Below are 12,883 nucleotides of genomic sequence, written 5' to 3'. Positions count from 1 at the left end.
TGGACTAATGGACAGGTCGAGCGGATGAACAGAACCATCAAGGAAGCCACCGTCAAGCGATTCCACTACGACGACCATGCACAGCTACGCCGACACCTGTGCGACTTCATTGACGCCTACAACTTCGGCCGCCGACTCAAGACGCTCAAGGGCCTGACACCTTACGAATTCATCTGCAAGCAGTGGACAGATGAGCCCGAACGCTTCACGATCAATCCTATCCATCAAATGCCGGGACTGAACATCTTACAACGCAGGCAGCAGCGTCTCGGCGGTGCGCACCTCGCCGCGCAGGGTGTAGGTCATGGCCTCGGTGATGTTCACGTCGATCAGCTGGCCGATCAGGCGTGCGCTGCCGGGGAAGTTGACCACGCGGTTGCACTCGGTGCGGCCCATCAGCTCGCCGTTGTCGCGCTTGGAATAGCCTTCCACCAGCAGGCGCTGGGTGGTGCCCACGCGCTCTTCGCTGATGTCCCTGATGTTCTGGTTGATGACCGCTTGCAGCTCTTGCAGGCGGCGCAGCTTGACCTCGTGCGGCGTGTCGTCGTGCAGGTTGGCGGCGGGCGTGCCGGGGCGCGGGCTGAAGATGAAGCTGAAGCTGTTGTCAAAGCGCACGTCGGCGATCAGCTTCATCATCTTCTGGAAGTCGTCCTCCGTCTCGCCGGGGAAGCCGACGATGAAGTCGCTGCTCATCGCCATGTCGGGGCGGATGGCCCGCAGCTTGCGCACCGTGCTCTTGTATTCCATAGCGGTGTAGCCGCGCTTCATGGCCATCAGGATTTTGTCGCTGCCGTGCTGCACGGGCAGGTGCAGGTGGCTGACCAGCTTGGGGATTTTGGCGTAGGCCTCGATCAGGCGCGGCGTGAACTCGTTGGGGTGGCTGGTGGTAAAGCGCAGGCGCTCGATGCCGGGGATGTCGGCCACGTACTCCAGCAGCAGGGCAAAGTCGGCCACTTCGGCGGTGTCGCCCATGGGGCCACGGTAGGCGTTCACGTTCTGGCCCAGCAGGGTGATTTCTTTCACGCCCTGGTCGGCCAGTCCGGCGATTTCCACCAGCACGTCGTCCAGCGGGCGGCTGACTTCCTCGCCGCGCGTGTAGGGCACCACGCAGTAGCTGCAGTATTTGGAGCAGCCTTCCATGATCGAGACAAAGGCGCTGGCCCCTTCCACCCGCGCCGGAGGCAGGTGGTCGAACTTCTCGATCTCGGGAAAGCTGATGTCCACCTGCGGCTTGCGTGCGTTCTTGCGGGCATTGAGCAGTTCGGGCAGGCGGTGCAGGGTTTGCGGGCCGAACACCACGTCGACGAACGGGGCACGCTGGATGATGGCATCTCCCTCCTGGCTGGCCACGCAGCCGCCTACGCCGATCAGCGTGCCCTTTTCCTTCAGGTGGCGCACGCGGCCCAGGTCGGAAAAGACTTTTTCCTGCGCCTTTTCGCGCACCGAGCAGGTGTTGAACAGGATCAGGTCGGCCTCGTCCGGGTTGTCCGTGGGTTCGTAGCCCTCGGCAGCTTGCAGCACGTCGGCCATCTTGGCGGAGTCGTACTCGTTCATCTGGCAGCCAAAGGTTTTGATAAAGACTTTTTTCGACATAACAGGGGGAAGAATTTTTTAAGAAAAACGGCGTCTGGCGCTTATTGGGCAAGCGCTAGTAGCTATGAAAATGAAATTCAGGCCGCCAGAACACGGCGCAGACAGGGCCGGGACGGCCAGGGACAGCGGGCATGGTGTGTATCCAGGGGCTGAAAAGAGGGGCGAAGGGCGCAATTTTAGGCGCTGCCCGCTGCGGTCGGTCAGAGCGTAAACACGTTCTCAGGCTGGGGGTATGCCGCCGGGGGCGTAGAGCGTGGCCAGGGGGGCGCGGCATTGCCCCCACAGGCGCAGCTGCGCCAGTTGCGCCATGCGCACGCCCATGGCCGTGGGTGCGGAGAGCGTGGCCAGTGCGGCAATGCCCACGCGGGCGCATTTGCGCACCAGCTCGTGGCTGCCCCGGCTGGACAGCAGCACGAAGCCCGGCGTGCCCAGCAGATCGGCCTGGGCCAGTTGGCCGATGAGCTTGTCCAGCGCGTTGTGGCGGCCCACGTCCTCCATCACGCACAGCAGCTCTCCGGCCAGATTGGCCCAGGCGGCGGCGTGGGTGGAGTGGGTTTGCCGGTGCAGCGGCTGGTTGGCGTGCAGTGCCTGCATGCCGTGCAGCACCGTGGTCGCATCGACCTGCGCCAGCCACGGCGGGGCGGGCAGGGGCGGGCAGTCCAGGTCCAGGCCGACAAAGCTTTCCACCCCGCAGATGCCGCAGCCGGTGCGCCCGCTCAGGCTGCGGCGCTTGGTTTGCAGGCGGGTCATGCAGCGGGTGGCGATGTCCAGCGTGACCTGCACGGCGTCGATGCCGTCGGGCAGGCCGGTGCTGCCGCCGGGCAGGGGCTGCACCTGGATGTCGTAGCAATCGGCGGGCTGGTCGATGATGCCTTCGGTCAGGGCAAAGCCCAGGGCCAGGGCGGGCAGGTCGTCCGGCGTGACCATCATCACCGCGTGGCTGATGCCGTTGAACACCAGGGCGACCGGGACTTCGCCGGCCAGCATTTGCAGCATGGACGATTCGATGTGCGGCGCTTGCAGTCCGTACTGGGTGACGGCGGTGTGCATGGTGCTGGGTGGGAGGGCGGGGGCATCGTCGGACATAGGGCGCCGATGATAGGGGGTTCCGCAATCGCCTGCGGCCGCCCAGGCGCTGTGCTGGCTAGAACGTGTTGGCGGTCTAACGCAGCAGTGCCACGCCCTTGACGTGGGCCAGCACGGCCTGCCCCACGGCCAGCTGCAGGGCGCGGGCCGAGCGGCTGCTGACCTGGGCCAGCAGGGCGCTGCCGCCCACGTCCAGCGCCACCAGCACCTGGCCGGGGCCGTCGTCGCGCAGCGCGGTGATGGTGGCGGGCAGGCTGTTGAGCAGGGTGCTGTCCGTCAGCGGCGTCAGGCTCAGGCTCACGTCCCGCGCGGCAATGCACAGGCGCACCGGGCTGCCGATGGGCAGGGGGGCGACTTGCGGCCCCGTCGGCAGCAGCAGCTGCCCGCCGGCAAAGCCGATGGTGCAGAGGTGGTCGCTTTCGTCCTCGTCGTTGTCCCGGGCCAGCAGCACGCCTTCCAGCACCGCCGTGGCGTTGCCGGTCAGGGGCTGGTCGATGTGGCTGAGGATGTCGGTCGCGCTGCCGTGGCGCAGCGCCTGCCCGCGCTCCAGCAGCACGACGTGCTGGGCCAGCCGCAGCACCTCCTCCTGCGCGTGGCTGACGTACAGCACGGGGATTGCCAGCTCGCGCTGCAAGGTTTCCAGATAGGGCAGCACCTCGGCCTTGCGCGAGGCGTCCAGTGCGGACAGGGGTTCGTCCATCAGCAGCAATTGCGGGCTGGTCGCCAGGGCGCGGGCAATGGCCACGCGCTGGCGCTCGCCGCCCGACAAGGTGCTGCTGCTGCGCTGCAAAAGGTGGCCGATGCCCAGCAGCGCCACCACCTGCTCTAGCGCCACCTTGCGCCGTGCGGGCGGCGTGCGCCGCAGGCCGAACTCCAGGTTGCCCTGCACGTTCAGGTGGGCAAACAGGCTGGCCTCCTGAAACACATAGCCCAGGGCGCGGCGGTGCGTGGGCAGCCAGGTCTGCCGGGCATCGTCCTGCCACACCTGGGCGCCGATGCGCACGTGGCCCGCCGCCCGTTCCAGCCCGGCAATGGCCCGCAGCATCGTGGTCTTGCCGCAGCCCGAAGGACCGTACAGCGCGGTGAAGCCCCGGGTGGGCAGTTGCAGTTGCACGTCCAGCGTAAAGCCGTGGCGCGGCAGGCGCAGGGCGATGTCGATGGTGTCCCCGATGGCGTCGTCGTTCATGTTGCTGCTCATGCCCGCTCCTGCCGGGGCTGCAACCAGTGCAGGGCCATCAGCACCACGAAGGCGAACACCAGCATCCCCAGCGCCAGCGCGTGCGCCTGGCCGTACTCCATTGCCTCCACATGGTCGTAAATCTGCACCGACACCACCCGCGTGCTGCCGGGAATGTTGCCGCCCAGCATCAGCACCACGCCGAACTCGCCCACCGTGTGCGCAAAGCACAGCACGGCAGCGGTCATGAAGCCGGGGCGAGCCAGGGGCAGCACGACGTTGCAGAAGGTGTCCCAGCGCCCCGCCCCCAGGGTGGCGGCCACTTCCAGCGGGCGGCGCCCTAGGGTTTCAAAGGCCCGTTGCAGCGGCTGCACGGCAAAGGGCAGGGAATAGACCAGCGAGCCGATCACCAGCCCGCTGAAGGTAAACGGCAGGCGCGGCCAGCCCAGGCGGTCCATCAACCCGCCGATTGGCCCGTGCGGGCCGAGAAACACCAGCAGGTAAAAGCCGATCACCGTGGGCGGCAGCACCAGCGGCAGCGCCACCACGGCCCCGATCGGGCCGCGCCAGCGTGACGGCGTGTGCGCCAGCCACCACGCCAGCGGCGTACACAGCACCAGCAGCAGCACGGTGGTGACGCCGGCCAGCCTGAGCGTGAGGGCGATGGCTTGCCAGTCCTCGGGGCTGAAAATCATATAGCTGTTACCGCTGATGAATAAAGGTTTTCATAATGAAAATACCTTGAAAATCAATCAATACGTGCGTAAGCAGCTTTAAAAAGCATAGCCGTAGGATTGCATGATGGCGCGTGCCTGCGGCCCCTTCAGGTAATCCAGCAGCGCCTGCGCAGCCGGGTTGCTGCTGGCGCGTTGCAGCACGATGGCATCTTGGCGGATGGGCGAATACAGCTCTGCGGGCACGATCCAGGCCGAGCCGGATTGCAGCTTGCCGTCCTTCATCACCTGCGAGGCGGCGACAAAGCCCAGCTCCGCATTGCCCGAGGCAGCGAACTGGTAGGTCTGCCCGATGTTCTCGCCCAGCACGGTGCGCTGCGCGACGCTGTCGGCCAGATTCAGTTTCTGCAAGGTCTCCTGCGCGGCCGCGCCGTAGGGGGCCAGCTTGGGGTTGGCAATGGCAATGTGGCGCCAGGTGCCGGTTTTCAGCACCTCGCCCGCGTTGTCCACGTAACCGGCCTGGGCGCTCCACAGCACCAATTGGCCCTTGGCGTAGGTGAACTGGCTGTCGGCCACGGCCATTTTTTCGTTGGCCAGCTTGGTCGGGGTGCTGGCGTCGGCCGACAGCAGCACGTCGAACGGCGCACCGTTGTTGATCTGGGCGTAGAACTTGCCCGTCGCCCCGAACGAAAGCTGCGCTTCGTGGCCCGTGGCCTTGGCGAACAGGGGCGCAATCTCCTGCATCGGGGCGGTGAAATTGGCGGCGACGGCAACCGCGACGGTATCGGCCTGGGCTGTGCCGAAAATGAGACAAAGAGCCAATCCGGCAAAACGACGCATGACAAACCTTTCCAAGTGAGGATGGGAGGGCAAAGTCTATCGGGTAAACCCCTTGCGCCGGCAGTGGTAGGCTTGGGCGGACTTGCGCTGGATCATTGGCCCTAGTATTTGCCACAATAGCGCCCATATGATGAAAGGCGACAAGCCTCGTTCCGGACAGCCAGCGCCTGCGCTGGACGCCGAAACACAGAAGAAAGCACCCCAGTGAATACCCAAGCATCCATCCCCTCCGAACTCCCGGCTGACCAGGCTCCCCGGCGCTACATGGGGCGCCCCGAAACCGAAGGCGTCGCCGCCAGCGGTCAGGCCGCACGCACCGAAGGCTTTGGCGACGCGGTCGAAATCTGGCTGCACATCCCGCCCAACACCCAGTCCCTGCTGCTGGTCGAGGCGCTGGGGGTTGCCACCGGCCCGGAAATCACCACCCAGCAACGCACCGACATCGAGCGCGTGGGCTGGTGCGAGGAAGTGGCCTACCACGCCGGTTACGACCAGTACTGGAAAATGCCCACTTTCGGCGCCATCCTGAGCATGCCCAAGCACTACAAAATCCCCATGCCCCAGGCGAACCATGTCAAGGTGCAGTCCAAGCTGGTCAAGCAGGGCGAATCCCGGGGGTTCTGGATGCGTGTGCGGCTGCGCGGCAGCGAGGAACTGGCGCAGGAGTAAGCTGCTCAGCCCCCCAACAGGCACCTGCGGGTGCCTTTTTCATGCAGGGATTCCCTGCTTTTTTAAGGAATGGAGTGCCGCCATGCGGGTTTTGACTTCTTGGATGCGGCCCCTGGCCCTGGCTTTGGGGCTGGCTGCCGCCGGGGCGTGCGCTGCCCCCGCCGTGCAGGTGACGACGGCCCAGGGCGCGGAGCAGGGCGGTGCCCCGGCATGGCAGGCGCCGCCCAATGCGCAGTTGCCGTTTGCCGTGACCGGCAAGGCCAAGGGCTTTGCCTTCAACGCCAGCGCCCAGTTGCAGTGGCAAGTGGCGGATGGGCGCTACGAAGCGGTGCAGGAAGTGCGCATGCCACTGCTGGGCGGGCGGCGCCAGTCGAGCGTCGGTCAGGTAACGGAACACGGCCTGCAGCCCGAGGTCTTCATCGACCGCGCCCGCAAGGAATACCGCGTCAGCTTCGATGCCGCTGCCGGGCAGATCGTCTTCAGCCGGGGCAGCGCCCCTGCGCCGTGGGCTGCCCTGACGCAGGACCGGGTCAGCGCGTTCTTCCAGGTTGGCGGGATGCTGGCCGCCGCGCCCCGGGCCTACCCGGGCGGTACGCGCATCACCGTGCAGGCGGCCAGCAACAAAAGCGTCAAGCCCTGGGTGTTTGTCATAGATCGTCAGGAAACCCTGCAATTGCCGGCCGGGCCGGTGGCGGCGCTCAAGCTGCTGCACCTGGATGCCGATAACGCAGAGGCAGGGGCGCAGGCCAGTCACTCGGCCTTGTGGCTGGCACCGCAGTGGGGTTATTTGCCCGTGCGCATCCGTATGGAGGAAAGCGCGAATGACAGCCTCGATCTGCAACTGCAAACTGTGCCGCAGGAACTTCGCGGTATGTCAAGCACCCAACCCGTAACACGATGAAAGGAGGGCCACATCATGCAAATGCTGTACGACTCGGACACTTTCGTGGTCCTGCACATGCAGCCCGACCTGGGGCTGCCGGAAAAGATCATCCTCTCGGACGGCACCACCGAAACCCCGGCCCTGCCGCGCCACGGTTTCGAGATCGTGGACAAACGCTCGGGCAAGGAGGTGTACCTGGACGGCGCCTGGGCCGAACTGTTCCAGCGCCAGATTCACGCCTGGCAGAACGAATCCCCCTCCGAGGAAGAGGTCGAGGCCACGCTGGAGCGCTATGCCAGCCTGGCGCAAAACCCGGTGCTGATCCATTGATCTATCGATTTGACCGCAGCCCCCCAGCGGGGCGCGGCCCCCGCATTGCTGCGACAATTGGCCGGTTATGACCCACGCCTACATCCTGACCCTGTCCTGCCCCGACCGCCTGGGGCTGGTGCATACCGTCTCCGGCTTCCTGCTGGAGCAAAGTGCCAACATCGAAGAAGCGGCCCAATACAACGACCCGGCCACCGGCCTGTTTTTCATGCGCGTGCAGTTCGCCTGCAGTGCGCACGACCTGGCCAGCCTGAAAACGGCGTTCGCCGCCCTGGCCGAGCCGCTGCAGATGCGCTGGAGCATCCACCCCGAGGCCGAGCGCATGAAGACCGTCATCATGGTCAGCCGCCAGGGCCACTGCCTGAACGACCTGCTGTTCCGCTTCAAGTCCGGGCTGCTGCCGGTGGACATCCGCGCCATCATCAGCAACCACCGCGACTTCTACCAGCTGGCGGCCAGCTACAACATCCCCTTCCACCACATCCCCGTCACCGCTGCCACCAAGGCCCAGGCCGAGGCCCGCCAGCTGGAAGTGATCGAGCAGGAGGGCGCAGAGCTGGTCGTGCTGGCCCGCTACATGCAGGTGCTCTCCAACGACCTGTGCCAGCAGCTGCAGGGCCGGGCGATCAACATCCACCACAGCTTTTTGCCCAGCTTCAAGGGCGCCAAGCCCTATTACCAGGCGCACGAGCGCGGCGTGAAGCTGATCGGCGCCACGGCGCACTATGTCACCGCCGACCTGGACGAAGGCCCCATCATCGAGCAGGACGTGGCCCGTGCCGACCACACCGACACGGTGGACGACCTGACCGCCCGTGGCCAGGACACCGAAAGCCAGGTGCTGGCCCGCGCCGTACAGTGGCACAGCGAGCGCCGGGTCATCCTGAACGGCCATAAAACCGTGGTGTTCCGCTGATGACTACGCCCCGCGCCGGCCGCCCCAGTTTCGATAGCCGTGCAGCGCGGCGTATTCCTCCCATCCAATGCCTGCTGACGTTCGAGGCCCTGGCGCGGCTGCGCAGCGTGACGCTGACGGCCGATGAACTCAGCGTCACGCCCAGCGCCGTCAGCCACCGTGTGCGCCAGTTGGAAGAAGTGCTGGGCACCCAGCTCTTTGGCCGCTCCGATTTTTCCCTGACGACCGAGGGCATCAACTACCTGCAACAGGTGCGCGAGGGCTTGGGAGCGCTGCAACGCTTTCCCAACCTGCCGCTGTCGTCCGGGCGCAAGCGCCTGAAAATCGCCGTCACGCCCACCTTTGCCCGGTGCTTGCTGATCCCCAAACTCTCGCAATTCACCGCTGCGTACCCGGAAATCGACATCGCCCTGCAGGTCGCCATTCCGCTGCTGGACGTGGTGGCCGAGGATGCCGACCTGATCGTGCGCTACGGCACCGGCCACTATGCCGACGTGGAACACATGGAAGTGGCCCGCGACGTCTACACCCCCCTGGCCTCGCCCGCCTTCCTGCGCCAGTACGGCCCCATCGATACGCCCGAAGACCTGGACGGCCTGCCCCTGCTGCGCAGCCCGCTGGAGCCGTGGCAGCCCTGGTTCAAGGCGGCGGGCCTGGACTGGGCCGAACCGCTGGAGGGTTCGCAATTCAACGACGTGGGCCTGCTGTGCGACGCCGCCGCCGGCGGCCTGGGCGTGGCCCCGGTGCGCCTGAAACTGGGCACGCCGTGGCTCGATCACGGCACGCTGGTGCGGCTGTTCGACCTGGACGTGCCCAGCGCCAACGCCCATTACCTGTGCTGGCGCACCGGCACCATGGATCGCTGGGAATGCAACGCCTTTGCCGAATGGCTGGTCAAAGCCGTTAATTGAAAACGGGAGCTGCTTGCGCTGATGTTCATTGATTTTCAGGGATAAAAATACCTGAAATCGTTTATTCATCAGCGGAACAAGCTCCTGTTTTGAATACATCCGCTTTCACGGCCTGCTGCAAGAAAGTTCACGCCGGCCTGCAGGGTGCATCGTCTACAGTCACGCCATGATGACCGCTACCGAAACCCCTACGGCGTCCGAGCGCTCGGCCCGCCAGACCGAAGTGGTGCAGGCATTGGGCCAGCACCTGCCGGCGCACACCCTGCTGTGGCAAGCCGAAGACACCACTCCCTACGAATGCGACGGCCTGACCGCCTACCGCCAGCGCCCGCTGGTCGTGGCGCTGCCTGAAACCTATGCGCAGGTGCAGGCCGTGTTGCAGGTCTGCCACCGCCTGCAGGTGCCCGTGGTGGCACGCGGCGCGGGCACCGGCCTGTCCGGCGGGGCCATGCCGCACGCCATGGGCGTGACGCTGTCGCTGGCCAAGTTCAACAAGATTCTCGACCTCGACCCCCTCAGCCGCACCGCCCGCGTGCAGTGCGGCGTGCGCAACCTCGCCATCAGCGACGCCGCTGCGCCCCACGGCCTGTATTACGCCCCCGACCCCAGCAGCCAGATCGCCTGCACCATCGGCGGCAACGTGGCGGAAAACTCCGGCGGCGTGCATTGCCTGAAATACGGCCTGACCGTCCACAACATCCTGAAAGTGGAAGGCTTTACCGTGGCCGGCGAGCCGATCGCGTTCGGCAGCACGGCGCTGGACACGCCCGGCTACGACCTGCTGGCGGTGATGATGGGCAGCGAAGGCATGCTGGCCGTGGTGACGGAAGTCACCGTCAAGCTCGTCCCCAAGCCGCAACTGGCCCGCTGCATCATGGCCAGCTTCGACGACGTGCGCAAAGCCGGTGATGCCGTGGCCGCCGTCATCGCCCAGGGCATCATCCCCGCCGGGCTGGAAATGATGGACAAACCCATGACCGCCGCCGTGGAAGACTTCGTTCACGCCGGTTACGACCTCAGCGCCGAAGCCATCCTGCTGTGCGAAAGCGACGGCACCCCCGAGGAAGTCGAGGAAGAAATCGCCCGCATGAGCGAAGTGCTGCGCGGCGCCGGGGCCACCGCCATTGCCGTCAGCAGCAACGAGGAAGAGCGCCTGCGCTTCTGGAGCGGGCGCAAGAACGCCTTTCCCGCCAGTGGCCGCATCAGCGCCGACTACATGTGCATGGATTCGACCATCCCGCGCAAGCGCCTGGCCGACATCCTGCTGGCGATTCAGGAGATGGAAAAGAAATACCAGTTGCGCTGCGTGAACGTCTTCCACGCGGGCGACGGCAACCTGCACCCGCTGATCCTGTTCGATGCCAACAACGCCGACGAACTGCGCCGCTGCGAGCTGTTCGGCGCGGAGATTCTGGAAACCAGCGTGCAGATGGGCGGCACCATCACCGGCGAGCATGGCGTGGGCGTGGAAAAGCTCAACAGCATGTGCGCCCAGTTCACCGTGGAAGAAAACGCGCAGATGTTCGCCCTGAAAGCCGCTTTCGACCCCGCCGGGCTGCTCAACCCCGGCAAGCTCATTCCCACGCTGAACCGCTGTGCCGAATACGGCAAGATGCTGGTGCGCGGCGGCAAGATGAGCCATCCCGATCTGCCGCGTTTCTGAAATCAATCGATAAAAAAAGAGCTTGCAGCGCTTGTCGAATAAGCGCTGCAAGCTCTTTTTACGCTGGAAAACAGCAGCTTAGAACTGCATGTCCGCCCGCAGCCACAGGGTGCGGCCCGGCTCGCTCACCCGGGTATTGCCGGGGAAGCCGAAACCGGCGTTGCCCGCCAGGTTCAGATGTTCGGCGTAGGCCTTGTCCAGCAGGTTGTCCACGCCAAAGGTCAGCTTCAAGTTCTTTTGCACGCGGTAGCTGGCGTTGAGCGACAGCACGCCAAAGCCGCTGCTGGCCCCCAGGTCGCGGCCCACCACATTGCCCTGGCCTTTGGCGTAGCGGTGCTGCGCCGCCACCAGCCGCCACAGGGCGCCGGCCGTCCACGGGCCTTGGGCGTAATCCAGGCCGAGGCGGGCTTCCAGCGGCGGCATTTGCGGCAGGGCCGTGCCGTCCGTGCGGTTGCGGCCCCAGCTATAGGCCAGGGTGGCCTGGGCCGTCCATGCCGAAGCCAGCTTGTAGCTGCTGCCCAGCTCGAAGCCTGCGGTGCGGGCCTGCACGTTGCGCACCTTGCTCGCGCCCCCGGTGTAGTCGAACAGGATGAAGTCCCGCACCATCCCGGCGTAGGCCGAGGTCCAGAACTGCCAGTTCTCCCCCTTCCAGTTGGCGCCCACGTCCAGCTGGGTGGTTTTTTCCGGCTCCAGCGTGGCAAAGGCATTGCCAGCCGCAGGGGCGCTGTTTTTCGGGGAAATCAGCTCCCAATAGTCGGGGAAGCGCTGCACATGCCCCAGGCCGACGTAGGTGGTGACACCGCTGGCCAGCGTCTTTTCCCAGCGCACGAAGCCGCCGGGCAGGGCGCTTTCGTCGCGCTTGCCGGTGCTGGCGGCGTTGCGGTAGTCCCACGCCTGGGCGCGGTCCAGCCGCAGGCCGCCCACCCACAGGCTGCTGGGGGCGGCCTGCCAGCGCAGCTCGGTGAACAGGCCCAGGTTGGCGAACTTGGCATCGCGCACCCATGGCTTGTTCAGGTAGGTCATGCCGGGGCCATTGCGTCCTTCATGGTCGTTGCGCAGCACGTCCAGGCCGATGTCTGCCGTCAGGCTGGGCGCGGCCTGGATCGTGGCGGCCACGCGGCCACCGGTGACGGTGCGCTTGACGTTGCTGGCCATGGTCATCATGCCGGGCTTGCGCAACTGGAAGTTGTCCATCACGTGATCGGCCTCGTTGCGGTAGACCTGTGCTTCCACCTTGGTCAGCCACGGCGTCAGGTTTTTCTTTTGCAGCCGCAGGCCCAGGCTGTCGCGGCGGAACTGGCTGCCGTCCATGCCACGGGCGGCGTAGCGTGCCCAGCCGTCGCCGGCACCGGCGCTCAACTCCACCAGGGTGTCGGCATCGGGCGTCCAGCCCAGGGCCACGTCGGCATTCCATTTGTCCCAGCCGGAGGGAATGGACTTGCCATTGCCATCCTCATAGTCCTGACCGTGCGAATGGTTGGCGCTGACGCGGGCGTAGAACTGGCTGTTGCCCACCGCCAGATCGGCGTTCTGGTCATTGCGCCCGGCGCTGGCGCCGAGCAGGCTGGCGGTGAAGTTCACCGGCCCGGCGGCAAAGTCGGGGCGCTCGCGCTCGAAGCGCACCACCCCGGCAGAAGCGCCCGGCCCCCAAAGGACGGTTTGCGGCCCCTTGATCAGGGTCAGCACGTCGAACGTCTCCGGCGCGATGTAGGAACTGGGCGCGTCCATGCGGCCCGGACAGGCGCCCAGCATCTGCGTGCCGTTGGCCAGCAGCGGCAGGCGTGAACCGAACTGGCCCCGGAACACCGGGTCGCCATTCGTGCCGCCATTGCGCACGGCGGCAAAGCCGGGGATGGTTTTCAGGTAATCGGCGGCATCGCTGGCCGGGATGGGCTGGCGGGGGATTTTCGGGTCGGTGACCACCTGCACTGCCGACTGGTCGTGTACGGCAGTCACCAGCACCTCGTCCAGCGTTTTTGCCGGGGCGCTTTCCTGTGCGTAGGCCAGCGGGGCGAACAGGGCGGCGCACGCCAGGGCCAAAGGGGTGGTTTTGGGGAGGGAACGGAATTTCATCGGAGAGGACTCCACGCTCCGCCCTGCCGTCGTTGGGGCATGGGGGAACGTTTCAGATTTAAAAAAGG

General features: G+C 65.8%; 12 protein-coding genes and 1 pseudogene. 7 read left to right on the top strand and 6 right to left on the bottom strand.

What is annotated here, in order from left to right; genetic code table 11:
- Positions 1–243: pseudogene (locus ACFO3A_RS02525) on the top strand (integrase core domain-containing protein); the annotation flags it as partial.
- A gap of 3 nt (positions 244–246) precedes the next feature.
- Here the strand turns inward: ACFO3A_RS02525 and miaB are convergent.
- The 5 genes from miaB to modA all read right to left on the bottom strand — a co-directional run bounded on the left by miaB (position 247) and on the right by modA (position 5,370).
- Positions 247–1,593, bottom strand: a complete 1,347-nt coding sequence (gene miaB, locus ACFO3A_RS02520) for a tRNA (N6-isopentenyl adenosine(37)-C2)-methylthiotransferase MiaB (RefSeq protein ID WP_377723686.1) — start codon at positions 1,591–1,593, stop codon at positions 247–249.
- A 219-nt stretch (positions 1,594–1,812) separates the two neighbouring features.
- Positions 1,813–2,679: a formate dehydrogenase accessory sulfurtransferase FdhD gene (gene fdhD, locus ACFO3A_RS02515; RefSeq protein ID WP_377723684.1), complete on the bottom strand. Its 867-nt coding sequence runs from the start codon at positions 2,677–2,679 to the stop codon at positions 1,813–1,815.
- A 76-nt stretch (positions 2,680–2,755) separates the two neighbouring features.
- Complete coding sequence (modC, locus tag ACFO3A_RS02510) at positions 2,756–3,877, bottom strand: molybdenum ABC transporter ATP-binding protein (protein WP_377723682.1); 1,122 nt, start codon at positions 3,875–3,877, stop codon at positions 2,756–2,758.
- Entirely contained in the window at positions 3,874–4,551 is a 678-nt protein-coding gene (gene modB, locus ACFO3A_RS02505; RefSeq protein ID WP_377723680.1) for a molybdate ABC transporter permease subunit, read from the bottom strand. Before modB ends, modC begins: the two co-directional genes overlap by 4 nt.
- Positions 4,552–4,629: 78 nt before the next feature.
- A complete protein-coding gene (gene modA, locus ACFO3A_RS02500; RefSeq protein WP_377723678.1) occupies positions 4,630–5,370 on the bottom strand; it encodes a molybdate ABC transporter substrate-binding protein in 741 nt (246 codons plus the stop codon).
- 204 nt (positions 5,371–5,574) lie between these two features.
- Between modA and ACFO3A_RS02495 the strand changes: the two genes are divergently transcribed.
- The 6 genes from ACFO3A_RS02495 (at position 5,575) to ACFO3A_RS02470 (ending at position 10,742) form a co-directional block, all read left to right on the top strand.
- Positions 5,575–6,039, top strand: a complete 465-nt coding sequence (locus ACFO3A_RS02495) for a hypothetical protein (RefSeq protein WP_377723676.1) — start codon at positions 5,575–5,577, stop codon at positions 6,037–6,039.
- Between the two features lie 82 nt (positions 6,040–6,121).
- Positions 6,122–6,940 carry a DUF3108 domain-containing protein gene (locus tag ACFO3A_RS02490; protein ID WP_377723673.1) on the top strand — a complete coding sequence of 273 codons (819 nt, stop codon included), beginning with the start codon at positions 6,122–6,124 and terminating at the stop codon, positions 6,938–6,940.
- 15 nt (positions 6,941–6,955) lie between these two features.
- Positions 6,956–7,252, top strand: coding sequence for a BTH_I0359 family protein (locus tag ACFO3A_RS02485; RefSeq protein WP_377723672.1), 297 nt, complete (start codon positions 6,956–6,958; stop codon positions 7,250–7,252).
- Between the two features lie 67 nt (positions 7,253–7,319).
- Positions 7,320–8,168, top strand: coding sequence for a formyltetrahydrofolate deformylase (gene purU / locus ACFO3A_RS02480; protein WP_377723670.1), 849 nt, complete (start codon positions 7,320–7,322; stop codon positions 8,166–8,168).
- Complete coding sequence (locus ACFO3A_RS02475) at positions 8,168–9,079, top strand: LysR substrate-binding domain-containing protein (RefSeq protein ID WP_377723668.1); 912 nt, start codon at positions 8,168–8,170, stop codon at positions 9,077–9,079. Before purU ends, ACFO3A_RS02475 begins: the two co-directional genes overlap by 1 nt.
- 166 nt (positions 9,080–9,245) lie before the next feature.
- Positions 9,246–10,742, top strand: coding sequence for an FAD-linked oxidase C-terminal domain-containing protein (locus tag ACFO3A_RS02470; RefSeq protein ID WP_377723666.1), 1,497 nt, complete (start codon positions 9,246–9,248; stop codon positions 10,740–10,742).
- A 78-nt stretch (positions 10,743–10,820) separates the two neighbouring features.
- Here the strand turns inward: ACFO3A_RS02470 and ACFO3A_RS02465 are convergent, their stop codons facing one another.
- A complete protein-coding gene (locus tag ACFO3A_RS02465; RefSeq protein WP_377723664.1) occupies positions 10,821–12,815 on the bottom strand; it encodes a TonB-dependent copper receptor in 1,995 nt (664 codons plus the stop codon).
- Between the last annotated feature and the right edge of the window lie 68 nt (positions 12,816–12,883).

This window comes from Comamonas nitrativorans (assembly GCF_042654765.1).
In the GTDB taxonomy this organism is placed as follows: domain Bacteria; phylum Pseudomonadota; class Gammaproteobacteria; order Burkholderiales; family Burkholderiaceae_C; genus Comamonas; species Comamonas nitrativorans.
This window is presented reverse-complemented; position numbering and strand designations above follow the sequence as displayed.